At 59.3% G+C, this 25,482-nt stretch carries 20 protein-coding genes and 1 pseudogene; 4 read left to right on the forward strand and 17 right to left on the reverse strand.

Annotated features, from left to right (window positions below; translation table 11 throughout):
* Positions 1-5 precede the first annotated feature (5 nt).
* From EDC14_RS09940 to EDC14_RS09955, 4 genes and pseudogenes are all read right to left on the reverse strand, one after another.
* A pseudogene (locus EDC14_RS09940) lies at positions 6-770 on the reverse strand (ABC transporter permease); the annotation flags it as partial.
* On the reverse strand, positions 767-1,687 hold the full coding sequence (locus tag EDC14_RS09945) for an ABC transporter permease (RefSeq protein WP_132014210.1): 921 nt from the start codon (positions 1,685-1,687) through the stop codon (positions 767-769). The gene EDC14_RS09945 and the pseudogene EDC14_RS09940, both read right to left, overlap by 4 nt.
* Positions 1,688-1,759: 72 nt before the next feature.
* On the reverse strand, positions 1,760-2,884 hold the full coding sequence (locus EDC14_RS09950; protein ID WP_132014140.1) for an ABC transporter ATP-binding protein: 1,125 nt from the start codon (positions 2,882-2,884) through the stop codon (positions 1,760-1,762).
* Between the two features lie 108 nt (positions 2,885-2,992).
* A complete protein-coding gene (locus EDC14_RS09955) occupies positions 2,993-4,468 on the reverse strand; it encodes an aldehyde dehydrogenase family protein (protein ID WP_132014141.1) in 1,476 nt (491 codons plus the stop codon).
* 396 nt (positions 4,469-4,864) lie between these two features.
* Here EDC14_RS09955 and EDC14_RS09960 point away from each other — a divergent pair, with 396 nt between their 5' ends.
* Positions 4,865-5,974, forward strand: coding sequence for an agmatine deiminase family protein (locus EDC14_RS09960; RefSeq protein WP_132014142.1), 1,110 nt, complete (start codon positions 4,865-4,867; stop codon positions 5,972-5,974).
* Entirely contained in the window at positions 5,919-6,794 is an 876-nt protein-coding gene (gene aguB, locus EDC14_RS09965; RefSeq protein WP_132014143.1) for an N-carbamoylputrescine amidase, read from the forward strand. Before EDC14_RS09960 ends, aguB begins: the two co-directional genes overlap by 56 nt.
* A 36-nt stretch (positions 6,795-6,830) precedes the next feature.
* On the opposite strand, the gene EDC14_RS09970 is transcribed toward aguB, so the two are convergent.
* From EDC14_RS09970 to EDC14_RS10025, 12 genes are all read right to left on the reverse strand, one after another.
* Positions 6,831-8,303: a methyl-accepting chemotaxis protein gene (locus EDC14_RS09970; RefSeq protein ID WP_132014144.1), complete on the reverse strand. Its 1,473-nt coding sequence runs from the start codon at positions 8,301-8,303 to the stop codon at positions 6,831-6,833.
* A 182-nt stretch (positions 8,304-8,485) separates the two neighbouring features.
* Positions 8,486-9,616: an HD-GYP domain-containing protein gene (locus tag EDC14_RS09975; RefSeq protein WP_132014145.1), complete on the reverse strand. Its 1,131-nt coding sequence runs from the start codon at positions 9,614-9,616 to the stop codon at positions 8,486-8,488.
* A 143-nt stretch (positions 9,617-9,759) separates the two neighbouring features.
* The gene (locus EDC14_RS09980) at positions 9,760-11,337 is read right to left on the reverse strand and encodes a PocR ligand-binding domain-containing protein (RefSeq protein WP_132014146.1); all 1,578 of its coding nucleotides are present in this window, start codon (positions 11,335-11,337) and stop codon (positions 9,760-9,762) included.
* A gap of 534 nt (positions 11,338-11,871) precedes the next feature.
* The gene (gene pdxT / locus EDC14_RS09985) at positions 11,872-12,441 is read right to left on the reverse strand and encodes a pyridoxal 5'-phosphate synthase glutaminase subunit PdxT (RefSeq protein ID WP_132014147.1); all 570 of its coding nucleotides are present in this window, start codon (positions 12,439-12,441) and stop codon (positions 11,872-11,874) included.
* A 78-nt stretch (positions 12,442-12,519) separates the two neighbouring features.
* Positions 12,520-13,401 carry a pyridoxal 5'-phosphate synthase lyase subunit PdxS gene (gene pdxS / locus EDC14_RS09990; RefSeq protein WP_132014148.1) on the reverse strand — a complete coding sequence of 294 codons (882 nt, stop codon included), beginning with the start codon at positions 13,399-13,401 and terminating at the stop codon, positions 12,520-12,522.
* Between the two features lie 153 nt (positions 13,402-13,554).
* Complete coding sequence (locus EDC14_RS09995) at positions 13,555-14,730, reverse strand: aminotransferase class I/II-fold pyridoxal phosphate-dependent enzyme (RefSeq protein ID WP_132014149.1); 1,176 nt, start codon at positions 14,728-14,730, stop codon at positions 13,555-13,557.
* Positions 14,727-15,206, reverse strand: a complete 480-nt coding sequence (locus tag EDC14_RS10000; protein WP_132014150.1) for an Lrp/AsnC family transcriptional regulator — start codon at positions 15,204-15,206, stop codon at positions 14,727-14,729. Before EDC14_RS10000 ends, EDC14_RS09995 begins: the two co-directional genes overlap by 4 nt.
* 486 nt (positions 15,207-15,692) lie before the next feature.
* Positions 15,693-18,179 (reverse strand): DNA gyrase subunit A, encoded by a 2,487-nt coding sequence (gene gyrA / locus EDC14_RS10005; RefSeq protein WP_132014151.1) that lies wholly within the window; start codon positions 18,177-18,179, stop codon positions 15,693-15,695.
* Between the two features lie 104 nt (positions 18,180-18,283).
* Positions 18,284-18,994: a ribose-5-phosphate isomerase RpiA gene (gene rpiA / locus EDC14_RS10010; RefSeq protein ID WP_132014152.1), complete on the reverse strand. Its 711-nt coding sequence runs from the start codon at positions 18,992-18,994 to the stop codon at positions 18,284-18,286.
* 342 nt (positions 18,995-19,336) lie between these two features.
* A complete protein-coding gene (metF, locus tag EDC14_RS10015) occupies positions 19,337-20,200 on the reverse strand; it encodes a methylenetetrahydrofolate reductase [NAD(P)H] (protein ID WP_132014153.1) in 864 nt (287 codons plus the stop codon).
* Between the two features lie 385 nt (positions 20,201-20,585).
* Positions 20,586-21,977: a dihydrolipoyl dehydrogenase gene (gene lpdA / locus EDC14_RS10020; protein ID WP_165907921.1), complete on the reverse strand. Its 1,392-nt coding sequence runs from the start codon at positions 21,975-21,977 to the stop codon at positions 20,586-20,588.
* A 215-nt stretch (positions 21,978-22,192) separates the two neighbouring features.
* Positions 22,193-23,035 carry a Cof-type HAD-IIB family hydrolase gene (locus EDC14_RS10025; RefSeq protein ID WP_132014155.1) on the reverse strand — a complete coding sequence of 281 codons (843 nt, stop codon included), beginning with the start codon at positions 23,033-23,035 and terminating at the stop codon, positions 22,193-22,195.
* Between the two features lie 248 nt (positions 23,036-23,283).
* Here EDC14_RS10025 and EDC14_RS26760 point away from each other — a divergent pair, with 248 nt between their 5' ends.
* On the forward strand, positions 23,284-23,454 hold the full coding sequence (locus EDC14_RS26760; RefSeq protein ID WP_165907922.1) for a hypothetical protein: 171 nt from the start codon (positions 23,284-23,286) through the stop codon (positions 23,452-23,454).
* A 143-nt stretch (positions 23,455-23,597) separates the two neighbouring features.
* Positions 23,598-24,467: a hypothetical protein gene (locus EDC14_RS10030; protein ID WP_132014156.1), complete on the forward strand. Its 870-nt coding sequence runs from the start codon at positions 23,598-23,600 to the stop codon at positions 24,465-24,467.
* A gap of 462 nt (positions 24,468-24,929) precedes the next feature.
* On the opposite strand, the gene EDC14_RS10035 is transcribed toward EDC14_RS10030, so the two are convergent.
* Positions 24,930-25,322, reverse strand: a complete 393-nt coding sequence (locus EDC14_RS10035) for a hypothetical protein (protein ID WP_132014157.1) — start codon at positions 25,320-25,322, stop codon at positions 24,930-24,932.
* Positions 25,323-25,482: the final 160 nt, after the last annotated feature.

Genomic DNA, 25,482 nt, shown 5'->3' on the forward strand with positions numbered 1-25,482 from the left:
TTATACCGGATGCTCTCCGCGATCACCACCACGCTCAGCGTAATCACCAGCATGATGGTGGACAGGGCGTTGATCTCCGGCGAAACTCCGAATTTGACCATGGAGAAGACCTTCAGCGGCAGCGTGGTGCTCTGGGGCCCGGCCACGAAGAAGCTGATCACCACGTCGTCCAGGGAGAGGGTGAAAGCCAGCATCGCGCCGGAGATGATCCCCGGCATGATCACCGGCAGCGTCACCCGGAGGAAGGTCTGCCACGGATTGGCCCCCAGATCCATCGCGGCCTCCTCGATCGAGCGGTTGAACCCGTCCAGCCGCGCCTTGACCACCAGCACCACGAAGGGGATGCTGAAGGCCACATGGGCGCAGATCAGGGTGAACATCCCCAGCGCCACCTGGAACTGGGCAAAGAGCGCCAGGAGCGCGATGCCCATGACGATCTCCGGAATGACCACCGGGATATAGAGCAGGGCGTCGAGCACGCTCTTGCCCTTGAAGCGATAGCGGTACATCCCCACCGCGGCCAGGGTGCCGATCATCGCCGACACCACCGTGCTGATGACCGCCAGGATCAGGCTGTTCTTGAAGGCGCTCAGCACGTCCTCGTTGCGCAGCAGCGAGCCGTACCAGTCCAGGGTGAAGCCGGTCCAAATCACATTCAGCTTGGACTGGTTGAACGAATAGACCACCAGCACCACGATGGGCACGTAGAGCACCAGATAGATCAGCATGGTATAGAGGAGCGAGGTCCAGCGAAACAGTTTCCGTTTCATGCGCCGAAGACCTCCATATCGCTCTGGGACCGGGCCAGCCGCATATAGAACCCGATCAGCACCAGCGTCAGCAGGATCAGCAGGATCGAGAGCGCCGAGCCGAACGGCCAATCGCGCGCCGTAAGGAACTGGTTCTTGATCAGGTTGCTGATCAGCATGGTCTTGCTCCCGCCCATCAGGTCGGGGATGAAGAAGTAGCCCAGAGTCGGGATGAAGACCAGAATCGATCCGGCGACGATCCCCGGCATCGTCAGCGGCAGGGTGATCCGGACGAAGCGCTTCCAGGCGACCGCCCCCAAGTCGCTCGCGGCTTCCAGGAGCGACGGGTTGAGCTTTTCGATCGAGGTGTACAGGGGCAGCACCATAAAGGGAAACAGCGTGTAGACCATGCCGATCAACACCCCGGTCTCATTATAAAGCAGCTTCAGCGGTTCGGTGATCAGGCCCAGCTGAATCAGGACCGTATTAATGATCCCTTCGGTCCGGAGCAGCACGATCCAGGCGTAGGTCCGCACCAGCGAGTTGCTCCAGAACGGAATGATGATCAGCATCAGCAGGATCGACCGGATCTTTTGGGGCGCCCGGGCCACGAAATAAGCGAAGGGATAACCCAACAGCAGGCAGAAGAGGGTCGTAAAGAACGAGACGCTCAAGGAAGACCCGAGAATCTTGAAATAGAGCGGATTGAACATCCGGACGTAGTTTTCCAGCGTAAAGAGGTAGTCGATGCCGCCGTACAGGCCCCGGGTGAAGAAACTGACCAGGACGATGATGGCCAGCGGCGCGGCGACAAAACAGATCATCCAGAAAAACACCGGCGACAGGGTCCAGAGCGGTCCCCAGTCCCGCCGCTTGCGCTTACCGGCGGCCCCGGCCGCCAGCTCCCGTTCCTGGGCCAGCGCCGCCTGCTCTTCCATTCCGGCGGAAGCAATCATCGGTTCATTCATACACGGTCACCCCCAAAATTACAACTCGCGGATACCCCATCGCTACACCCGCAGCCGCAGCGGCGCCAGCGCCGCCTCGGGCCCTTCCTGCCGGGCTTTCATGACGACGGCGTGCTCGGGGTCCCAGCTCAAATAGATTTCTTTGCCCTCTTCGAGCAGTTCCGACGGCGTCTGGCCGGCCATCTCGTTGACCACGACCTCCTGCGAATTGGGCAGGCTGACAATGGTTTTGAGCACCGATCCGGCATAAATCCGTTCCTTAAACCAGCCGCGCAAAACCGGGCCATGCTCTTCCCGGTCAAAACCGCAGCGGATCCGCTCCGGCCGGACGGCCAGGTAGACCGCATCGCCGACGCGCAGGTCGCGGTCGACCACCGGGACCCGGCCGTTTTCGAAATCCACCAGCACATACCGGCCGTCGATCGCCCCCACCACGCCCTCGAAGAGATTGGTCTCTCCGATGAAGCCGGCCACGAACCGGGTCTCCGGCCGTTCGTAGATCTGGTCCGGCGTCCCGATCTGCTCGATGACGCCCCGGTTCATGACGGCGATCCGGTCGGACATGGTCAGGGCTTCCTCCTGGTCATGGGTGACGTAGACAAAGGTGATTCCCAGCCGCTTTTGAAGGTGTTTCAGTTCGACCTGCATCTGTTTGCGCAGTTTCAGGTCGAGCGCGCCCAAGGGCTCATCCAGCAGTAATACCTTGGGACTGTTGACGATGGCCCGGGCGATCGCCACCCGCTGGCACTGCCCGCCGCTCAGCTGATCGGGCATGCGCTTTTCAAAACCGGTCAGTTGCACCAGGGCAATGGCCTCCCCCACCTTCCGGCTCACCTCGGCCTTGGGAACATTCTTCATCACCAGGCCGAAGGCGATATTGTGATAGACATTCATATGCGGAAAAAGGGCGTAGTTCTGAAAAACCGTATTCACGTTGCGCTCATGCGGCTGTTTGTCCTCGACCGGTCGGCCCTCCAGCAGGATCCGGCCGCTGGTCGGCTCCTCGAACCCGGCGATCATCCGCAGCGTTGTGGTCTTGCCGCAGCCGCTCGGCCCCAGCAAGGTGAGGAACTCTCCCTGCTTGATGTCGAGCGAAATATTCTTCACCGCCTTGAAAGAACCGAAGTCCTTGACCACATTCACCAATTGGACCATGTTATCCGCCATCTTCAGCAACCCTTTCCCAATCGCTGCCGCAATCCGTTTCCCGAACGCCAACCCGGATTGTGGCATGTTCCTCGCTTGATAATTTGATAAAACAGTCCCATCGCCGGCTTATTCGGAGAACCACCCGATGGGCTCCACTTTCAGATTGATATTGATCTGCTTGACCTCGGTATACTGCTCGTAACCGTAGGTCCCCAGCTCCCGGCCGATGCCGCTCTGTTTGTAACCGCCCCAGGGGGCTTCGTTATAGGTGGGGTGATAGGCGTTGATCCAGGTGATGCCCGCCCGCAACTGTTTGATGACGCGCAGCGCCTTGGCCCCGTCGCCGGTGAAAACCGCGCCCGCCAGGCCGTAAATGGAGTTGTTGGCCATCCGGACCGCCTCGGCCTCATCCTTGAATTTCAGCACCGCCAGCACCGGGCCGAAGATCTCTTCCTGGACGATCCGCATCTCCTCGCGGGCATCGACGAAAATGGTCGGGGCCATGAAATACCCCTTTTCCAGGCCGTTTTCGGCGATCCGGCCGCCGCCGCAGGCCAGCTTGGCCCCTTCGGCGATCCCGATCCCGATATAGTCCAGCACTTTCTGGAGATGGGCCTCGGAGACCAACGGCCCCATCTCGCTCCCTTCATCCAGCCCCGGACCGACCCGGATCTTGTTGGCCCGTTCCACCAGCCGCGCGATGAAGCGGTCGTAAATCCCCTCCTCAACCAGCAACCGGGAGCCGGCCGAACAGACCTGGCCCTGGTTGCAGAAGATGCCGAATAACGCGTAATCGACGGCAGTCTCGAAATCGGCGTCGGCGAAGACGATGTTGGGGGATTTACCGCCGAGTTCGAGGGAGATCTTTTTCAGATTGCCCACCGCCGCGCTCATGATGCTCCGGCCGGTCTTGGTCCCGCCGGTGAAGGCCACCTTATCCACGTCGTGGCTGGCGGCGATCGCCTGGCCGACCGTAGCCCCGGCGCCCAGCACCAGATTGGCGACGCCGGGCGGGAAGCCCACCTGCTCCAGGATCTCGAAGAGCCGGACCGCGTTCACCGGCGTCAGCTCCGAAGGCTTAAAGACCACCGTGTTGCCGGCGGCCAGCGCCGGCGCAAGTTTCCAGGCGGCCATCAGCAGCGGGTAATTCCAGGGGATGATCTGGCCGCAGACGCCGATCGGCTCGCGGACCGTCATCGCCTGCATCGGGTCGGCCACCTCGTAGGTCTGGCCCTGGGGCTTGGTGGCCAAACCGGCGTAATAACGGAAACAGGCACAGGCGTCATTCACGTCGAACTGCGACTCCCGCAACGGCTTGCCGTTGTCCAGGGTCTCATTCCGGGCGAACTCGGCCCCGGCCGCTTCCAAACGGTCCGCCACCGCCAACAGCATCCGGGCCCGTTCCGCCGCAGGGACCGTCCGCCATAGAGAGGCGTCGAAAGCCGCCCGCGCCGCGGCGATCGCTTTTTGGGCATCCGCCGCGTCGCCTTCGGCGGCGACGGCAATCTTCTCGCCGTTGGCGGGATTGACAATCGCCCGGGTCGCGCCGGACTGCGCGAGAACCCATTGGCCGTTGATATACATCTTCAAAATTTCGGACATAATCTCCCTCCATTCCTAAAAATCCTATCGTACCGGCTTTCAGACTCACCATCGAAGACATTTCATTTCATTTGATAGTCATTTTAATGTTAGTATTTATTACACAATTGCTCAATCAAGTGATATAATTATAATATATTTCGAAGTTATATAACATAAACATTACATTAACGAATTGCCCTTATTATAGCATACCTTGTTGCAAATTGTACACAAACAGGAACGACCAAACCTCTTGTGCAGAATGCACAATTGCAATGTCCCGAATGCACATTGACTTCAACCCGGATCTCAATTATTTTTAGATTTAAAAAGTCAATCGTCCGATTGCACAGAATGCGGACGATCGACTGCGCCGTTTCATCTGCTCAAAGCTAACATCACCAGGAGGATGTCATGACAACTCCCACGGATCTGAATTTCCGAATGCCGGCCGAATGGACCCGCCATGCCTGCACCTTTATGGAATGGCCCGTGAACCAAAGCATCTGGCCGGAGCATATCGAATTGGCCCGGCGGGCTTATGCCGCGGCCGCCAAAGCCATCGCCGTCTTTGAGCCGGTTTTCATGCTGGCCAGGCCGGAGGAATTGGACCGGGCCGCGCAATACTGCGGCCCCACGGTCCGTCCCCTGGCCATCCCGCATGATGATTCATGGATGCGCGACAACGGTCCCACTTTCGTGGTCGACGACCGGAACCGCTTGGCCGGCATCAATTGGCGGTTTAACGCCTGGGGCGGCAAGACCGGGGCGTGGGATGACGATGACCGGGTCGCGCCCACCCTCCTGCAACGGTTGGGAATTCCTTGTTTCAACGCCCCCATGGTCCTGGAGGGGGGTTCCATCCATGTGGACGGCGAGGGGACTTTATTGGTCACCGCGGAGTGCCTGCTGAACCGGAACCGCAACCCCCATCTGACCAAGGCGGAGATCGCGGCGCTGTTGGGCAAGTATCTCAACATCCAGAAAGTGATCTGGCTGAAACGGGGCCTGGCCGGGGACGAAACCGACGGCCACGTGGACAACGTCGCCTGTTTCGCCCGGCCCGGCGCCGTGCTGATCCAGTCGTGCGACGATCCGGCCGATCCCAATTTCGCGATTTACCGGGAAAACCGGCGCATTCTGGCGGCCGAGACGGATGCGCGGGGCCGCAACCTGACGGTGATCCCCATCGGACAACCGCCGCCAACCTACTCTCAGTCCAAACGGCTGCCGATGAGTTATATCAATTTCTACCTGGTCAACGGCGGACTGATCTTCCCGGTCTTCGGCGGTCCTTGCCGGGAAAGCGACGAGCAAGCCCGGTTGACGCTGGAACAGGCTTTCCCCGGCAGGAAGGTCGTGGGCGTCGACGGAATGACGATCATCAAAGGCGGGGGCAATATTCACTGCATTACGCAGCAGATGCCGGTCTCCGCCGACCATCCGGTCATGGAGGAGGGGTTTTGGGATGCGCGAGGTACGAGTGGCCGCGGTGCAGATGAGTTGCAGCTGGTCTACGGCTGAGAATATCGCCAAGGCGGAACGGTGGGTGCGCGCGGCTCACGCCGCCGGAGCGCAGATTGTGCTGTTGCAGGAGCTTTTCGAGACGCCGTATTTTTGCCAAAAGGAACTGCCGGCCTTCTTCAAGCTTGCCGCGGAGCTGGAGGAGGATGAAGCGGTGCGGCATTTTCAAGCCGTGGCCCGGGAACTCGGGGTAGTTCTGCCGGTCAGCTTTTTTGAACGCCGCAATCAAGCGCGTTATAATTCGGTGGCGGTGATCGACGCCGACGGCACCGTATTGGGAGTGTACCGCAAGACGCATATTCCCGACGGTCCGGGCTATGAGGAGAAATACTATTTTAATCCGGGCGATACCGGTTTCAAGGTCTGGCCGACCCGTTACGCCCGGATCGGGGTGGGGATCTGCTGGGATCAGTGGTTCCCGGAAGCGGCCCGCTCCATGGCGCTGCTCGGAGCGGAACTGCTCTTTTATCCGACCGCCATCGGCTCGGAGCCCGGCGACGCGGCCATCGACTCTCAGCCGCACTGGCAACGGACCATGCAGGGGCATGCCGCGGCCAACATCATGCCGCTGGTGGCCGCCAACCGGGTCGGCACGGAGCGGATTGACGGCTCGGAGCTGACCTTCTACGGTTCTTCGTTCATCGCCGGACCTACCGGGGAGATCGTAGCCGCCGCCGACCGGACCGCGGAGAGCTTCGTCAGCGCCTCCTTCGACCTGGACGCCATCGCCGCCTACCGGCACTACTGGGGCGTCTTCCGCGACCGGCGGCCGCACCAGTATGGGATCCTCCTGACCAGCGACGGCGGGCCGGCTAGATAACCGCCGGCCCGCTAAACCGGAAAACTCGAATCATCATTAGGAAAGGGTCGCTCCACCCGCGGCCGCGTTTCCGGCCGTCTGCCGCGCGGCGGAGTCCGCTTTCCGGTCGGAAACCAGTCCGGAGAGCTCTTCGATCGCCTCCATCAGCTTTTGCGCCTGGGCATTTAATTTCTCGGCCGCGGCGGAGTTCTCTGCGGCGGCCACGGCGCTTTGCTGGGTCACCACCTCCATCTGGGCGATGGCCTTATGGACCTGTTCGATGCCGAGGGTCTGCTCCTGGCTGGCCGTCTCGATCTCGGCCATCAGTTCGTCGAGCTTCTTCACCTGGATATCGATCTCCCGCAACATCTCTTGGACCATGGCCGTATCGGTCATGCCCCGGTTGGTCAGCTCGATGTTGCTCTCCACCATGATCGCGCTCTCCCGGGCAGCCTCCGCGCTGCGCTGCGCCAGGCTGCGCACCTCTTCGGCCACCACCGCGAAGCCCAACCCGGACTCCCCGGCCCGCGCCGCCTCGACCGCGGCATTCAAGGCCAGGATGTTGGTTTGAAAGGCGATATCGTCGATCATCTTGATGATCTTATTAATCTGGGCGCTGGAGCGCTTGATCTCGTTCATCGAATCCGCCAGTTGCCGCATCCGGTCGTTGCTGCGGTCCGAAAAATCTTTCACCTGCTTGGAGAGGGAAGCGGCCAGTTTCGTATTCTCGCTGGTCTGGCGGATCATCGCCGCCGACTGTTCCAGCGTGGCCGAGGTCTGCTCAATCGCGGCCGCCTGCTCGCTGCTGCCGCTGGACAATTGTTCACTGCCGGAAGTCAATTCGTCCGAGGCCGCGACCGCCTGTCCGGCGATGCCCCGCAGCCCGGCGATGACCGACCGGACCGGGCGAACCACCGAACGGTTGAAATACAGCGAAATCCCCATGCCGATCAGGATCAGCAAGAGCGAAAAGGCGCCGGCCAGAAAATTGATCGCCTTTACCTTGCGGTTGACCTCCGCCACGCGGATGCCCACAAACCACATTCCCACCACTTTGCCCCGGGCGTCTTTCAACGGAAGGTATTGGGTGCGGCATTCCGTTCCGGCCACCACCGCCCGGCCCCGGAAGAGTTTCCCCCGCTTTAGCACTGCCTCCACCACCTCGGGGGAGGCCTGGGTCCCCACCGCCCGGGTGCCGTCGGACTGCTTGACGGTGGTGGCGACCCGCGTGTCTTCCAGAAAGATCGTGGCCAGCGAGCCGGTCTGAGCCTGGATCTGGTCCACCAGCCGGTGATTGCCGTTGATCAGCGCCGCGCCCTTGTAAAGTTTGCCGTCGATCTTCGCCCAGTCCCCCGGGTATTGCGCGGCGATCAGCGCGTACCCCAGCCGGTTGTCGGCATCCAGTTTCTCCACCACCAGGCCGTCAACCATCCGCGTCACCTGCAGGTGGGTCAAGAAATAAAAAAGACCGCCCAAAATGACGAAGCCAATCAGAAAATGACTGGCGTTCAAATGGATCCTCTTTCTCATCAGCAATTCCCCACTTTAACCCGATAATCTACTGTTCTTAATATCGGACGATTCCAACAATATTTTGATATTAAGATATCAAAATCTTCGGAAAGACTGCTTCCCGCGGTCGGGTATTCCGCCCAGGAAATCCCCGCTTTCTCAAAGCGGCTCCGGCAGGCATGAAAAAAGAGCCCCGGTACTTAATTACCGGCGGGCTCCCCATCGCCGAACAACTGGCGGACCCTCGCGATCTCCTCGGCATGTTGGAAGAAGAGGTCCACCAGCCTCGGATCGAACTTCTTGCCGCGCTGCTCCCGGAGGTAGGCCAGGATTTGCGCCTGGGGCCAGGCGGCCTTGTAAGACCGCTTCATGCCCAACGCGTCGTAGACGTCGGCCAAGGCGGTGATCCGGCTGTAGATGCTGATCGCTTCTCCCTTCAGGCCGCTGGGATAACCGGTCCCGTCGTAGTTTTCGTGATGCTCCTTGGCGATGGTCGCCGCCATTTGGAGCAGCGGCCGTTTGGAGCGTTTCAGGATTTCGTAGCCCAGCCGGGAGTGGCGCTTCATCGTCTCGTATTCGGCGGCCGTCAGCGGCCCGGTTTTTTTGAGAATGGAGTCATGGATCGCCAGTTTCCCGAGATCGTGCATGGAGGCGGCCAGCCGCAACAACGCCGCTTCCCGCTCGGCCAGGCCGAGGTGGCGGGCCAGGATTCCGGCGATTTCTCCAACCCGTTTGACGTGGTGCCCGGTCTCCACCGAGCGGGATTCGGCGATCTCGCCCAGGGCGTAGATCAGTTCGCTCTGGGTGGCTTCGATCTCCTGATTCAGATCGTGGATGGTCGCGATGTCGCGATAGGAGCGGAGCGCGTTGATCAGGGCCGTCCGCAGGCTGCGCGATGTCAATTCGGTCTTTTCCTTGTAGTCGTTGATATCATACTCCACGGTCACGCTCTCCTCGGGCGCTTCGCCGGGATGGCCGGTGCGGACGATGATGCGGACCATGGTGTTTTTCAACTCCTCCCGGATGTGGCGGACCAGCGCCAGACCGGAATCATCCTCCTCCATCACCACATCCAGCAGAATTACGGCGATCTCCGGGTGGGCGCGCAGGACCTCCTTGGCCTCGGCGGCCGAGAAGGCGCTCAGAAACTCCATCCCCTTGGAGTCAAAGGTCAGCCGTTTCAACGCCATCCTGGTCACATCGTGTACATCCCGCTCATCGTCGACGATCAGCAGTTTCCAACTGCCCTCGGTCGGAGCGGGCCCGGGTTCGGTCTGCCAGGAATGGCCGGCATCATCTTCGGCAAAGAGAAATTCATCCAATTCCGCCATGACATTCCCTCCTTAGAAGCGTTGTGATAAACCCTGTCCGAAGGCCAGGGTGAACACAAAAGCTCAGAAAAGCAAGTGATAAAGTCGTTTTTTAGTCCATTGAAAGGATGATTCCCGAATTTGAGGACTTTATCACATGGCTTTTAGAACGGCAAAGTGATATGGAACGTTGCTCCCCGGCCGGGCTGGCTAGCGCACTGAATCGTCCCGCCGAACCGCTGGGTGACGATATTGTAGACCACGAACAGGCCCAGGCCGGTCCCGCCGGTCCCCCGCCTGGTGGTGAAGAAAGGATCGAAGATCCGGCCGATGACCGCCTCGTCGATCCCCCGGCCGTCGTCGCTGTAGACCATTTGAATCCCGGCCGCCTCCCGGCTGACGGCGATGCGGATCCGGCCCGCCTCGTCGGGTCCGTAGGCATGGTTCAGCGAGTTCATCACCAGGTTGGTGACGATCTGCGCGAAAGCGCCGGGATAACCGTCGATCTCCAGCCCGTCGTCGCACTCCACCGTGATGGCGTGCCGGGTCTTTTTGAGCCGCGGATTCATGCTCAGCAGAATCTCGCCCAGATAGCGCCGGACTTGAAAGACGCGCCGGGTCTCGCTGGACTGGTCGACCGACACCTGTTTGAAGCTTTGGATCAGGCCGCTGGCGCGGCGGAAGTTTTTGAGGATGATGTCCGAAGCCTCGTCCAAATCTTCCAGGTACTCCACCAAATCGCGGCGGCGTGGCGCGCCGTTCCGGCAGAGATCCAAAAAGCGTTCGGTGACCTGCTTCAGGTGCGAGGCGGCGGTGACGCCCACTCCCACCGGAGTATTGATCTCATGGGCGACGCCGGCCACCAGGCCGCCCAGGGCCGCCAGCTTTTCGGACTGGATCAAGTGGCTTTGCATGGCTTTCAGCCATTCGATGGCCTCGGTCAGCTCCTGTTCCGCCTTTTGCCGCTCCTCCACCTCGATCAAAAGCTGCTCATTGGTGTGAATCAGTTCCTCATTCATGGCGGTGACCTCTTCGTTCATGGCCACCAGCTCCTCATTGGCGCAGGAGAGTTCCTGGGTCCGGGCATCGACTTTCAGCTCCAGTTCGTCGCGGGCCTGGCGCAAGGCGGCCTCGGCGGCGCGGCGCCGCTCGATCTCCCGCTCTTTCCGGAGGTTCTCCGTGGCCAGCCTGGACAGGTGTTGGGCGTTTAAGAAAAGGAACTGGCAGATGCTGCGAAACTGCTCCTCCGGCATCCGGGTGACCTCGCCGAGGGCCTGGCGCACCTTCTCCTGAGCCACCCCGAGGCTTTTGGCATATTGGAGGACCCGCTCCTCCTCGCCGGACCCGGTGAAGACCTGGCCGATCAGCCAGTTGCCGACATGTTTGCCGTCCACGTACAGGCTGGCGCCGCCGTCCCACAGCCCGCCGCTGAGACAGGGGCTCATATTCGGGCCGTAGGGATTGGAATGGCCGATCACCGCGTCCGAATGGATGCAGTTGGCGAGGCCCTCGGGCGTGCTGCGGATCAGTTTGCAGAGCCGGCAAAAATTGCTCGGCCGGGTCAGCGGTTTGCCGGCGGCGTCGGTGATGATCGAAGCCACCCCGGTGGCCTTGGAGAAGGTATCCTGAATCTTCTGGATCTGCCGCAGGTCAAAAAGATTGCCAAAACCGGGATGGCCCTTCCGCCGCCGCGGTTCGGCCTTCCCTTCCAACCGCCCTGGCGCATCCGACTCCCGCTTCATCAAAGACCCCTCCCGAGCCTTGAGTCTCCAATCACCGGAATCGCCCGGATTCCGGCGTCCATTTCCAAAATATTATGAATCTTATGTTTTATATTTCGGCATTTATTGGAAGAGGGATGACCTTTTTTTGAACTTTTTGTAAAAAAATTTAGCTTATTAGCAGGGCGAGCTCCGCCCGTTCCCTGGCCTTCGGGAAGCTTTCCCAAAGCCCCGGAAGACCGTCCGAAGGCTTCGGAGACCCGGACCGCGCCTTGAGAAGATCGTCCGCGGGCAAGGGAAGACCTTCCGAGGATCCGGGACGGCCGTCCCGAAGCTTCGGAAGACCGGACTATTCATCTTCCCGGCCCGCCGGCCGCTTCGCTCCTTCCGTCCGGCCTTTTTCCGGATCGTCCCGGGATTTCTCCCGGCTTTCCACGGCCACACGGCTCGCTGGCCGTTCGCCAGCCGCTCCCGCCCCACGCTCCGGCGCGACAAAAAAGACGGCCGGAACCTCTGGGGCTCCGGCCGTCCGTTTCACCTATCAAACAATGGATGTTACTTCCGACACAATTTCAAAAAATATTGATGAATCCGCAAGTCTCCGGTGAGTTCCGGATGGAACGCCGCGGCCAGGAGGTTCCCCTGCCGGGCCATGAGGATCTTCTCATCCAGCCGGGCCAGGACTTGAACGCCCGGGCCGGCCGCGGTGATGAAAGGAGCCCGGATAAAAATAGTATGAAAGTCGGGCGGGCCGATCTCCGTCACCGGCAAGTCCGCCTCAAAACTGGCGATCTGCCGGCCGAAAGCGTTGCGGTTGACCGTGATGTCCATCAGGCCCAGCCGCGGCTGATCGCTGCCGATGATCTCCCGCGCCAGCAGAATCAGGCCGGTGCAGGTTCCAAAGATCGGAAAGCCGGCCCCGCCCAACTTCGCCAGGGGCTCAAGCATCTGATAGCGGATGAGCAGCTTGCCGACGGTGGTGCTTTCGCCGCCCGGGATAATTAGGCCCGCCACCTCGGCGAACTGTTCCGGATAGCGGACCTCCACCGGCTCGGCCCCGCAGGCCCGGATGGCGTTGGAATGCTCCCGGACCGCTCCCTGGAGCGCTAAAACGCCGATCTTCATGATGTCACCTTCTTAACTCGATTGACCCGATGATTGGGGCGGTCGTCCGACCGCCCGCTTCCGTTCGTATGATAGCGCTTACCAGCCCCGGCCGGCGATCTTGTCTTCCTCTTTCATCGCGCCGACATGAATGCCGCGCATCGCGGTGCCGATGCCGCGCGACACTTCGGCCAAGAGCTTCCAGTCGTTGAAATGCGCCGCCGCTTCCACGATGGCCTTGGCCCGCCCGGCCGGGTTGTCGGACTTGAAAATGCCCGAACCGACGAAGATCCCGTCGCAGCCGAGCTGCATCATCAGCGCCGCGTCCGCCGGGGTGGCGATGCCGCCCGCCGCGAAGTTCACCACCGGCAGCCGGCCCGCTTTTTTGACCTCTTGCACCAGCTCGTAAGGAGCGCCCAATTCCTTGGCGATGGTCATCAGCTCTTCGTCCGGAGCATTGACGACCCGCCGGATATCCTCATTCACCTGGCGGATATGGCGGACCGCCTCGACCACGTCGCCGGTTCCGGCCTCGCCTTTGGTGCGGATCATCGCCGCGCCTTCGCCGATCCGGCGCAAAGCCTCGCCGAGGTTCCGCGCGCCACAGACGAAGGGCACTTTGAATTGGTGTTTATTGATATGGAAGGACTCGTCGGCCGGAGTCAGGACTTCGCTCTCGTCGATATAGTCGATCTCCAGCGCCTCCAGGATCTGGGCCTCCACAAAATGCCCGATTCTGGCCTTGGCCATGACCGGAATGGTCACCGACTCCATAATCCGGACGATCATCTCCGGATCGGACATCCGGGCCACGCCGCCCTCGGCGCGGATATCAGCCGGCACCCGTTCCAAGGCCATGACCGCCACCGCCCCGGCTTCCTCGGCGATCTTCGCCTGTTCGGCCGTTGTCACGTCCATAATCACGCCGCCCTTGAGCATCTCGGCCAAACCCCGTTTGACCATTACCGTTCCTGTTTCCATCTTCAGACCTCCGGTCTCTGACTTTTTATTGGCTTTAATTTTATAATAAGATAGTTTTGGGTTCAAGTTACATTTCGATTGCATATCGCCCAAAACCCAATCTTTTCAGGCATTTTGGCCTATAATCCCCAATTCCGATAATTTAAATGGAATTTACCCCGCCGACTGCCGGTGTTTTTCGATGAACCGGCCCATCCGGACCAGGGCTTCCTGGAGATTGGCCATGGAGGACGCATAGGAGCAACGGACGTACCCCTCGCCGGACTGGCCGAAAGCATCGCCCGGCACCACCGCCACTTTCTCCTCCCGCAGCAATGCTTCGCTGAAGGCCAACGAGTTCATGCCGGTGACGGCGATCGACGGGAAGGCGTAAAAAGCGCCCTTCGGCTCGAAACAGTGCATCCCGATCTCGTTCAAACCTTTCACAAACAGCCGCCGCCTCCGGTTATACTCCGCGACCATCTTGCTCCGCTGCGCCTCGCCGTGGCGCAAGGCCTCGATCGCCGCTTTCTGGGCGGTGATCGGCGCGCACAACATGGTGAACTGATGAATCTTGGTCATCGCCTGGATGATCTCGGCCGGTCCGGCGGCGTATCCTAAACGCCAGCCGGTCATGGCATAGGCCTTGGAGAAGCCGTTGAAGAGGATGGTCCGCTCCTTCATGCCGGGCAGCGCCGCCAGACAGACATGCTGGCCTTCATAAGTCAGATGGGCGTACACCTCATCGGAGAGCACTAGCAGGTCGTGCTTGCGGGCCAAGGCGGCGATCCCCTGCGCCACCTCGGGGGTGAGGACCCCGCCGGTGGGGTTGTTGGGGTAACAGAGCAGGAGCGCCTTGGTCTTTGGGGTGATCACCGCCTCGATGTCCCGAGGTAGAACCTGAAAACCGGCCGCGGCCCAGGTCTCCACGTTGACCGGCCGGCCGCCGGCCATCAGGATGCACGGATTATACGAGACATAGCACGGTTGGGGGACGATCACCTCGTCGCCGGGCTCCAGGATCGCCCGGAACGCCAGATCGATGGCCTCGCTGACGCCGACGGTCACCAGCAGTTCATGGCGCGGATCATAGCCCACCTGGTAATTGCGCTCCAGATCCAGCGCGATCTCCTCTCTCAATTCGAGCAGGCCGTAATTGGAGGTATACATGGTATACCCCTTTTCCAGCGAATAGAAGCAGGCTTCGCGGATATGCCAGGGGGTCACGAAATCCGGTTCCCCCACCCCCAGGGAGATAACGCCTTTCATCTCCGAGACAAGGTCAAAAAACCGCCGGATACCCGACGGCGGAATCGCTTGGACGACCGGATTGATCCAGCTGCGGGTCATGGCGAGACCACCAGCCTTTTGACGTCTTCGTGGTCCTCCAGGATGACCCCTTCCAGTTTATACTTTTTCAACACGAAATGCGTGGCGGTGCTGAGGACGTTCTCGATGGTGGCCAGCTTTTGGGCGACAAACAGGGCCACTTCCTTCATGGTGGTCCCCTCGATCTCCACCAGCAGATCATAGGCGCCGGACATCAAAAAGACCGATTTGACCTCGGGAAAACGGTAAATCCGCTCGGCAATCTCGTCAAAACCGACATCCCGCTGCGGGGTGACCCGAACCTCGATGACCGCCGAGACCTGCTCGACGCCGGCCTTCTCCCAGTTGACCATCGCGCGATAGTTGAGGATGACTTTCTCTGCTTCCAGGGCGGCGATCTTCGCTTTGACCTCCGCTTCGTCCAAGCCGAGCATCACGCCGAGCTCGGCCGGGGTTAACCGGTCATTCTCCTCCAAGAGTTCCAACAGTTCTTTCATCACTTCAACCTCCTGATGATTCAATGTATCCTGCGCCGGAGCCGGGGACCGACGAGGCGTCGCCTCATCCTCCGGCGGTTCGCAATGATCTCGGCTGTCTCCAGTAACATAAAACTTGCGGCGTTGGAAAATCCATGAAACGATCCGCTGTCGCAAGCTTTCCGCCGAACCCAATCGCTATGTCGCCTTCAATAGATTGGGCAAATCCCGGAAATATATGTTTGAAAGCAACTTGGCTTCAAAAGGGGTCCGCAGGGACCGTCCCATCTCATTCCAAGTTGCTTTCCACGAGAGAATTTCCTCCGCTTTGGCCGGCCATGCACGGCCGGACCATGCGAGGTCCGCGTCCGATGGCGCCAAAGGTCCAAGCGGCGAATCCGGCAATTCTCTTTCCAGCAATTAATCTTTGTAATAAAATATCATTTCCCGGCCGAAATTACAATCTTTTTTTCAGCCGGACCGTCCGGATGCTCAATTTCCCCGCGCTTACGCCTCGGTCTCCGGTTCGGCATCGGTTTCGGAGTCCGTCTCCTCCTTATCGTCGTCGCTGACGACCCGGGCCAACGCGACCACCCGATCGTCCGGGTCGAGCTTCATGATCCGCACGCCCTGGGTATCCCGGCCGGTGAGCGAGATATTATCCACCCGGGTCCGGATGATAATGCCCTCGGCGGTGATCACCATCAGCTCGTCCGTAGCTTGCACGATCTTGATTCCGACCACCGTGCCGTGCTTGGCGGTGAGCAGCTTCATGACCTTGATGCCCTTGCCGCCCCGCGACTGGACCCGGTACTCGTCCAGATCGGTCCGCTTGCCGATTCCGGCGGCGGTAATCACCAGCAATTCGGCGTGGTCCTTGATGGTCTCCATCCCGACCACCCGGTCGTCGTCTCCCAGGGTGATCCCTTTCACGCCCCGGGCGGTCCGGCCCAGGGAGCGCGCCTCGGTCTCCGGAAAACGGATGGCCTGGCCCCGCTCGGTGACCATGATGATCTCCTGGTTGCCGTCGGTCAGCTTGACGTCGATCAGCTCGTCGTCATCGTCGAGGTGAATGGCGATGAGTCCGCCTTTCCGGATGGAATCGAACTCCTCCAGCGAGGTCTTTTTGACCACTCCGTTCCGGGTGCCCATGAAGAGGAAACAGTTGGGCACAAATTCGCGGATCGGGATGATCGCGTTGACCCGTTCCCCGGGTTCCAGCTGGAGCAGGTTGACGATGGCGGTGCCCCGGGCCTGCCGGCCCGACTCCGGAATCTCGTAGGCTTTCAAGTGGTAAACCCGGCCCCGGTTGGTAAAGAACAGAATATGCTCGTGGGTCGTGGAGATGAACAGCTGCTCCACGAAATCCTCTTCCTTGGTGGAGATCCCGGCACTGCCCCGGCCGCCCCGGCGCTGGCTGCGATAGGTATTGACCGGCAGCCGCTTGATGTAGCCGAGCCGGGTCATGGTCACCACGATATCCTCCTCGGCGATGAGATCCTCGATGACGAAGTCTTCCTCCTCGTCGATGGCAATCTCAGTCCGCCGCGGGTTGCTGAATTTGTCCTTGATGGCCAGCAGTTCCTCCTTGACCACCTGCATTAACTTATGAACGTCCGCCAAAAGTTCCTTATAATAAGCGATCATCTTCAAAAGATCGGCGTACTCGGCCTCGATCTTATCCCGTTCCAGGCCGGTCAGGCGTTGCAGGCGCATTTCCAGAATGGCCTGGGCCTGTTTTTCAGAGAGCCCGAAAGTGGTCATCAAGCCTTCCCGGGCGATATCCACCGTCCGGGAGGAGCGGATCAGGTTGATCACCGCGTCGATATGATCCAGCGCAATGCGCAATCCTTCCAAAATATGCGCCCGGTCCTCGGCCTTGGCCAGATCGTACTGGGTGCGGCGGGTGACCACTTCGCGCTGGTGCTCCAGGTAGTATTCGAGGATCTGCCGGAGCGACAGTATCTTCGGTTCGTTATTCACCAGCACCAGCATGATCACGCCGAAGCTCTGCTGGAGCGGGGTGTGTTTGTACAGCTGATTTAGGACGATGTTGGGATTGACATCGCGCCGCAGCTCGATCACGACCCGCATGCCGGTCCGGTCGGACTCGTCGCGCAGATCGGTGATCCCGTCGATGGTCTTCTCCCGGACCAGACTCGCTATCTGCTCGACCAGGCGCGCCTTGTTCACCTGATAGGGCAGCTCGGAGACGAGGATCCGGTGCTTGCCGTTGTTCATCTCCTCGATGGTGGTGCGCGCCCGGACCTTGATCGATCCCCGGCCGGTGGCATAGGAATTGCGAATCCCGGACCGGCCGAGGATGATGCCGCCGGTCGGAAAGTCCGGCCCCTTGATCAGCCGCAGTAAATCTTTGTCGTCGGCGTCGGGCTCGTCGATGAGCAGCACGGCGCCGTCAATGACCTCTCCCAAATTGTGGGGCAGGATGTTGGTGGCCATGCCGACGGCGATGCCCGCCGAACCGTTCACCAGCAGGTTGGGAAAACGGGACGGCAGAACTACCGGCTCCTGCAGGCTCTCGTCGAAGTTCGGCTTGAAGTCGACCGTCTTTTTATCGATATCCGACAGCATCTCCATGGCCAGCTTGGCCAGGCGGACCTCGGTATAACGCATGGCCGCCGGCGGGTCGCCGTCGACCGAGCCGAAGTTGCCATGCCCGTCCACCAGCATATGCCGGAAGGAGAAGTCCTGGGCCATGCGGACCATGGTATCGTAAATCGCGGCGTCGCCGTGGGGATGATAACGCCCCATGACATCACCGACGATACGGGCTGATTTCTTATACGGTTTATCCGGGGTTGTCCCCGATTCGTACATGCCATAAAGAATCCGCCGGTGCACCGGCTTCAGACCGTCCCGCACATCCGGCAAGGCCCGGTCGACGATGACACTCATCGCATAGGCCAGGAAGGACTGTCTCATCTCCTCTTCCAGCACGACCGGGACTATCTTACCATCCGTCAATTCCGCCATCTTGACACCTCTTTACCTATACAGTACGTCACGCGCATTCTAAAACGATGCATCCGCAGCTCCGTCCAATTTGCCGCCCGGAGCCCTTTGGGACGGGCGCTGGACTATGCCCGCTTTTCTAAAGTTTCCACCGTCATTCCGTCCGCCCGGCCCACCAAGGCGCGCTTGGCCAGGTCGTAAAAGAGCCCCGTCTCCACCACGCCCGGCAGGACGTGCAATTCCTGATCGATCCGGCGCAGGTCGGTTCGGGGATCGAACCGCACATCCAGCACCATCCCGCCGTTATCGGTGATGACCGGGCCGTCCTTGCGGACCCCCATCCGCAGCTCGGGTTCGCCGCCCAGCGCCCGCAGCCTGGCTGTAACAAACTGGAGCGCGCTCGGGATCACCTCGACTGGGACCGGAAAGGCCGTGCCCAACCGTTCGACCCGCTTCGATTGATCGATGATCAGTACGAACTCCCGGGCCATGGCGGCCACCACTTTTTCGCGGGTATGGGCCGCGCCGCCGCCCTTAATGGCGTTTAAGTCGGGATCGACCTCGTCGGCCCCGTCGACCGCCAGATCCAATTCGGCGCAATCCTGAATCTCCAGGGTCGGAATGTTATACTTCCGGCAGAGCAGTTTCGATTGGAACGAGGTCGGCACTCCGGTCAGCCGCAACTTGTCCTCTTTCACCCGCCGGCCCAGCTCCTCAATGAAGAAGACCACCGTCGAACCGGTGCCGATGCCGCAGACCATTCCGTCCCGGACCAAGCCGGCTGCGGCCACGCCGACCAGCCTTTTTAACTCTTTGTTACTTTCCGCGCTCTTCATCCTCGCCATCCACCTATCATCTGGAGTTGCAACGGCCCGGCAATCCTCTTTCGCGAATTGCTGCCCGTTGGTTATTATTCCAATATTTGTCCATTTTATATGCAACGACATTATTTGAATCCCATGATTTGCGAAAAAACGGTGAAACGTTCGTTATTTTCGTAAATCATTATACCCTGAGGATTAAAAGCCATGTGATAAAGTCCTCAAATTCGGAAATCATCCTTTCAATGGACTAAAAAACGACTTTATCACTTGCTTTTCTGAGCTTTTGTGTTCACCCTGTCCTTCGGACTGGGTTTATCACAACGCTTTTAATGTCGTTGCATATAGTATCTTCCGCTAACGGGCCAGGCCGCTGAAGACCTTCCGGGTCTGCTCGGCCCGGTTCATCGTATAATAATGAATTCCTTCCACCCCGTTTGCCAGGAGATCGTTCATCTGGTTGATCGCGTATTCGATGCCGGCCTTTTCAAAATCAGCCGGATTATCGGCGTACTTGTCGAGCAGCTGCAGCAAACGGGCGGGGATCGATGCCCCCGAGAGATAGACCATGCGCCGGATCTGCTTGCTCTCCAGCACCGGCATGATTCCGGCGGCAACCGGGAGATTCAAGCCCATCCGCAGCAAGTTCTCTTTGAAATTGTAGAAGACGCGGTTATCGAAGTACAGCTGCGTGACCAGAAAATCGACTCCGGCCTCGACTTTTTCCCGGAGATAATTCCAGTCATCCTGCCAGCGCTGGCATTCGACATGACCCTCGGCATAGGCGGCGGCGCCGATGCAGAACTGGCTCTTCTGGCGCAAATAGCGGATCAACTCGGCCGCATACCGGAAATGACCCGGTTGAAAGGTGACATTCGACTGGCCGCGCGGCGGATCGCCCCGCAATGCCAACACATTCTCGATCTGATTCTCCTGCAGCCGGGCGCCCATCTCATCAATCTCTTCCGGCGAATGGCCGACACAAGTCAAATGGGCCATGGTTTCGATCTGGTACGCCTGTTTGATATGGGCCGCAATCTCCACCGTCCGCGCCCGGTTGGCGCCTCCGGCGCCATAGGTGACGCTGATATAATCGGGATTCAGATCCCGCAGCTGTTCGAGGGTATTATAGATCGTTTCCAACGGATAGTCGGGATTGGGGGGAAAGATCTCCAGGGAGATGACAGGCTTCTTTTTCGCATATAGATCGGCGATTCGCATTCCTAACTTCCTTACTGTATCAAAATTACGAAATCATTCGCGTTTCAACCCGCATGAGTCGCACTCATTGGCGATGCAATGGTATTATATTACCATTCGAATGGAATTGGACCTGGCGCGACACTCCCGCGCGCCAGATTATTGCGTGGACCATGGCGATCATGAATATCTAACTTCGTAAAATTCGCCATGGACATCCTTTTTCCTTTAAAACTTTGGGGTTTTATCGAGTGACTTGCGGCCGGCAGGCGCTCCCCCGTTTACCGGGTTGCTATGGGGAGGCCCGTTAACCTATTTTTAAAAATATTACCGACGCTTCCGGCATGACAGAGACAGACCCGACGCTGTGCCGGGTCTGCTCGGTTTTGGCCGTCTGCAACGGCGCTTAGCTCCCCTGTTGACCGGCCAAGCTCTCACAAGCCTCGTAAAAAGCCTCAGCCAGAGTGGGATGGGCATGAACCGTGGCGGCGACGGCCGCTGCGGTCAACCCGTTTTTGATGGCCAGAGCCGCTTCGGCAATCAGATCGCTGGCGCCGGGGCCGATGATCTGGACGCCCAGAAGCCGGCCGGTCCCAGTCTCCGCCACCACCTTGACGAAACCGGCCGCTTCGCCCTGCGCCTGCGCCTTGCCATTGGCCAAAAAGGCAAACTTGCCAACCGTGGCGGCGATGCCGCGAGCCGTCGCTTCCTCAAGGCTCAGTCCGACCGCAGCCACTTCCGGCTCGGTGAAGATGCAATTGGGAATGAGCTCATCCCGCCACCGGACGCTTTCGCCGGCCAGGTGCCGGGCGGCGGCGCTGCCCTGAAACGAAGCGGCGTGCGCCAGATCCCATGGCTGATCGTTGACATCGCCGATGGCATAGATCCAAGGCAGATTGGTCTGAAGCTGCTCATTAACGGGAATGCGGCCGTTTTCGGCCACGGTCACGCCGATCCCCTCCAAGCCGAGATCGCGCGAATTGGGCCGCCGGCCGATCGCCACCAGCAGTTTTTCCGCGGCGAGGGTCTGCCCGTCAGCCAAGGACACCTGGACCGGGCTCGCTTCCGTCCCGGTGGGGACCCGGACCTCCTGGACCGCTACGCCGGTCAGGACGGCAATCCCTTTCTTCTTCAGCTGCAGCCGCAGCGAGGCGCTGACCTCCCGGTCCAAATTGGGAATCAGGCTTTCCAGCATCTCCACGATGGTTACCTTCACGCCGAAGGCAGCCATGATCGAAGCGAATTCACAACCGATCACGCCGCCGCCGACGATTACCAGCGACTCCGGAAGCCGTTCCAGGGCCAAGGCCTCGTCGCTGGTGATCACCCGCCGGCCATCGTATGGAAACCGGGCCGGGATTTGCGGCGCCGAACCAGTGGCGATGATGATCTGCTCGGCTGTGAGCTCCCGGAACGCCCCATCCGCGCCGGTCACCCCGAGCCGGTGCGGGTCGCGGAAGACTGCGGCGCCCCGGATCAACTCCACCTGATGCTGCTGCAAGAGATAGAGCACCCCGTTGACCAGCCGTTTGACCACTCCCGCCTGACGCTCCCGGACCTTGCTCCAGTCCACACTCGGCTGGCCGACGGCGATGCCGTACTCGCCCGCTTTCTGGACCAGTGAAAATACTTTGGCCGACGCCACCAAGGTTTTGGTGGGGATGCAGCCCCAGTTCAAGCAGATTCCGCCGACCTCCGCCCGTTCGATCAGGCAGACCTTCTTGCCGCGCCGGGCCGCCTGAAGGGCCGCCACATAGCCGCCCGGCCCCGCTCCGATCACCGCCACTTGATAATCCACAGGCAATCACCTCGTCCAATGATCTAATCGATATCGCGCTGACCATTTCATCCCATCGTCCGGGATTCCTCCGTCAACCGGCTGTACCGGAGCGAAACGTTGCGAACCGTCAGGCGCTCATCATATTTTTCGCGAAATTGCCCGATTCCCCTTTATTTTTCGTTCCTGAGCTTTTGTGTCCAATCTGTCCTTTAGACAGGGTTTATCATAACGCTTTAGGCGTCGCGGCGGTATGCTTGCCAACCCGGGAAGGCCGCTCTGCCCAGGCGCTCCACCACTTCCGCCACGGCGTGGGCGTCGTGCCGCCCGCTGATGAAGTCCGCCGCCCGCTGCAGCGCCGGGTGGGCGTTGGCTACGGCGACTCCCAGGTCGGCGACTTCGATCATCTCCTGGTCGTTCGGATTATCCCCCATGCACACCGTCTTCAGGTCCGGACGGCCCAAGATTCCGACCAGCTTTTGCAGCGCGGCGCCCTTGGAAACCCCCGGCGGCAACAGCTCCAGAAAATGCGGTTCGGAATAGACCGTCCTGAACAGCTCCGGGCGCTCGGGCAGCCAGGCTTCGACCTCGGCCAAGCGGGCCGGTTCCCAGGAGAGCAAAATCTTAATCCAGGGCCCCGGGAGCTGGTCCATCGCGACCAAGCCGGGGACGAAACCCTCTTTTGCCTTGTGGTTTTCGGTTTCTTCGTTCTTCTGTAGAAAGTAGATTCGCTCGCCATGGTAGACTTCGATTCCCAACTCCGGGAAGCGCGCCATCAGGGCTTGAACGATGGCCCGAATCTCTTCCGCCAACCCCACCTGGAAAAGCCGCCGTCGCGACTCAGGGTCATAAATGACCGCGCCGTTATAGAGGATCAGCGGCGCGTTCACCGGCAACAGCGGCAGATACGGCTCGACCGAGCGCTCCATCCGGCCGGTGGCGATCGTAAAGAGGCCGCCATGATCCACAAAGTACTGCAAGGCCTGCTGATTCTCCCGGCTGATCTGCGACCGGCCGTCCAATAAGGTTCCATCCATGTCGCTGACGAATAAAATTCCGTCATAATTGGTTACGGTCATCCGCCAAACTCCTTTGTTAAACTTCGTTGCCTGCCTTCACTTAAATTATAGCGTATCACGCCGTTCATTTGCCTGATTTGAGCATTTCTTAGTTTAGAATTAACAAAGCCAGGCAGCCCGGAGACGCGCGCCGCGGCCAATTTTGGCAATGAATCCCCCGTTGGAATAAAATCCGAGATGCAACGTATATTATAATTCCGGGGCGTCAATATTAATAACAAAACCAGTGCTTAAGGGGGCGACTCATCATGGAACGCTTGAAAGAACTCTTCGAACAGTTGCATACAGCCGGATACCGCTGGCCGCAGATCAACCAGATCATCCGGGACGCTTTCGGAACCTCGCGGGTCGGCTCTCTCTCCCGCCAGCAACAGGAGCAATTAATCAAGGTCCTGGAGAAATATGCCCGGGCGCATTAGAAGAATATTTTTCCCAATATTTGGGGTTGCCAAGCGCCGCGATTTCCGATAGAATTACACTTGCAAGGGGTTCGGGCGTCAGCCGTCCGGCAGTAGCTTGACCGCCTGTTTTTCCCCGTTAAAACGCTCCGAGGTTCGCGGCGATGGATAATGAAAAATTTCAAAATTTAGTCCTCGAAACGCTGGCCCGGATCAGCCAGGACCTGACCGAGTTCAAGCTGGAGGTCGGCGAAAAGTTTTCCAAGGTGGCCACCAAGGACGAGGTCGGGCAGATCCAAGCGGCCATGGCCACCAAAGATGAACTGGAGCAGATCCGTTCCACCATGGCTACGAAGGACGAGTTGGGACAGATCCATTCCACCATGGCTACGAAGGACGAGTTGGGACAGATCCATTCCACCATGGCTACGAAGGATGAACTAGGTCAGATCCATTCCACCATGGCTACGAAGGATGAACTAGGTCAGATCCGTTCCATCATGGCCACCAAGGAAGAGATCGGGCAAGTCCGTTCTGCCATCACCGCCCAGCAAGATGAACTCAACCGGATCCGCTCGACGATGGCCACCAAAGATGAGCTGGAGCAGATCCGTTCCACCATGGCCACTAAGGAAGAGATCGGGCAAATCCGTTCTGCCATCACCGCCCAACAAGATGAACTCAACCGGATCAGCTCGACGATGGCTACCAAAGATGAGCTGGAGTCGATCCGCTCCGGCATGGCTACGAAGGATGAATTGGGGCAGATTCGTTCCGTCATGTCCACCAAAGACGAACTGGGCCAAATCCGTTCCGCCATGGCCACCAAGGATCAGTTTGAGACGATCCAACAAGCGCTGGTCCGGATCGAAAATGATCACGGCGAAAAGCTGCGCGCTTTATTCGATGCCCGGGAGGTCCAACTCGACGTGAACGAACGGATCTTCGAGATCCTGCACCGCATCGAGGGCAAAGTCGATCGTATCGCCATCAAAGTGGCCAGCCACGAACTGTTGCTGAAGCAAGCCCAGTAAGACTCCAAACTCTTTCAACCATGTCACCGCAGCGCCCCTACCTTCTCCGATGCTCCGGGCATTCCTCTCAATTTTCGGGGTGAAGAATTGAATTATCGACCGAATCGTTGAATTTCTGATTACGGGGATCGAATCGCGGTATTTCATCCGTGAACCGCCGGACTATATCCCTGGATATGGCACGACGAAGTTATTTCTGATGGTAAACTCGACGGGGCCGGGGAAAGGTCGCTTTTGGGCTTGCTTTATCTCTCTTTCTGTGAATCAGTGAGCTCTCTCAGTCGCTCAGCAAGCTCTTTTTGTGGATAAGTAAGCTTGTTTTGTGAATGGGAGAGCTTGCTCAATCATTCAACAAGCTCTTTTTGTGAATTTCTTTACCCGGACCGATGATGGGCCGGCGGTGAACGCCGCTGGCAAGGCCCGAATCTCCTCCACCGCCGCTTCCTGCTCCCTGGCGGCCGCTCAGCGGTCGGGATCGATTCCGTCCCGGACCCAAAGGATGCCGATGTTTTCCCAATCCGACTCGGCCGAGGCGTCCAGATAACGCTCCCACTCATAAATGCCGGTCTCTTTGGACATCCGCTTTGTCTGCATGGTGGTCACATAGTCGGCGAAAATCGCCACCGACCGGACCATCCCGCGTTCCTTGAACATTTTTTGGACTTCGATGACGATCGGCCGGCATTCGGGCGGCAGCGGCTTCAGTTCCCGCATGTCCAAGAAGACTCCGAAACTGGCCGGCAGCTCGCTCAGTATTCTTTGGGATTCCCCGGCCCACTCGCTCATCTCGTCCTCTTTGATAAAGCCGCCCAATGTCAAGCGCACGCCATAATCCGTCTTTTCGACCTTGTGCATTTCCCAGATCCCCCATTTCCTTGATAATTGTTCCGTAACATAACATAAGTGTAATTTATTTACACTTTACCGTTTATGTATCGGGATGCTCCCCATGCCTCTTTAGGTTTTTGATTCCGGCTCCTTCGGCGGGCATGGTGAAAAAAGCGCCGGACCGACG

The organism is Hydrogenispora ethanolica (assembly GCF_004340685.1).
In the GTDB taxonomy this organism is placed as follows: domain Bacteria; phylum Bacillota; class UBA4882; order UBA8346; family UBA8346; genus Hydrogenispora; species Hydrogenispora ethanolica.

Bases quoted from the DNA above. Each gene is read 5' to 3' on its own strand.
- gyrA (WP_132014151.1), bottom strand. From the start codon at position 18,179: ATGGCGGAATTGACGGATGGTAAGATAGTCCCGGTCGTGCTGGAAGAG.
- pdxS (WP_132014148.1), bottom strand. From the start codon at position 13,401: ATGGAAACAGGAACGGTAATGGTCAAACGGGGTTTGGCCGAGATGCTC.
- EDC14_RS26760 (WP_165907922.1), top strand. From the start codon at position 23,284: ATGGAACGCTTGAAAGAACTCTTCGAACAGTTGCATACAGCCGGATAC.
- EDC14_RS09955 (WP_132014141.1), bottom strand. From the start codon at position 4,468: ATGTCCGAAATTTTGAAGATGTATATCAACGGCCAATGGGTTCTCGCG.
- EDC14_RS10025 (WP_132014155.1), bottom strand. From the start codon at position 23,035: ATGACCGTAACCAATTATGACGGAATTTTATTCGTCAGCGACATGGAT.
- EDC14_RS09945 (WP_132014210.1), bottom strand. From the start codon at position 1,687: ATGGAAGAGCAGGCGGCGCTGGCCCAGGAACGGGAGCTGGCGGCCGGG.
- metF (WP_132014153.1), bottom strand. From the start codon at position 20,200: ATGCGAATCGCCGATCTATATGCGAAAAAGAAGCCTGTCATCTCCCTG.
- aguB (WP_132014143.1), top strand. From the start codon at position 5,919: ATGCGCGAGGTACGAGTGGCCGCGGTGCAGATGAGTTGCAGCTGGTCT.
- rpiA (WP_132014152.1), bottom strand. From the start codon at position 18,994: ATGAAGAGCGCGGAAAGTAACAAAGAGTTAAAAAGGCTGGTCGGCGTG.
- EDC14_RS09970 (WP_132014144.1), bottom strand. From the start codon at position 8,303: ATGAGAAAGAGGATCCATTTGAACGCCAGTCATTTTCTGATTGGCTTC.
- EDC14_RS09950 (WP_132014140.1), bottom strand. From the start codon at position 2,884: ATGGCGGATAACATGGTCCAATTGGTGAATGTGGTCAAGGACTTCGGT.
- EDC14_RS10030 (WP_132014156.1), top strand. From the start codon at position 23,598: ATGGATAATGAAAAATTTCAAAATTTAGTCCTCGAAACGCTGGCCCGG.
- pdxT (WP_132014147.1), bottom strand. From the start codon at position 12,441: ATGAAGATCGGCGTTTTAGCGCTCCAGGGAGCGGTCCGGGAGCATTCC.
- EDC14_RS09960 (WP_132014142.1), top strand. From the start codon at position 4,865: ATGACAACTCCCACGGATCTGAATTTCCGAATGCCGGCCGAATGGACC.
- EDC14_RS09980 (WP_132014146.1), bottom strand. From the start codon at position 11,337: ATGAAGCGGGAGTCGGATGCGCCAGGGCGGTTGGAAGGGAAGGCCGAA.
- EDC14_RS10035 (WP_132014157.1), bottom strand. From the start codon at position 25,322: ATGCACAAGGTCGAAAAGACGGATTATGGCGTGCGCTTGACATTGGGC.
- EDC14_RS10000 (WP_132014150.1), bottom strand. From the start codon at position 15,206: ATGAAAGAACTGTTGGAACTCTTGGAGGAGAATGACCGGTTAACCCCG.
- EDC14_RS09975 (WP_132014145.1), bottom strand. From the start codon at position 9,616: ATGGCGGAATTGGATGAATTTCTCTTTGCCGAAGATGATGCCGGCCAT.
- EDC14_RS09995 (WP_132014149.1), bottom strand. From the start codon at position 14,730: ATGACCCGCAGCTGGATCAATCCGGTCGTCCAAGCGATTCCGCCGTCG.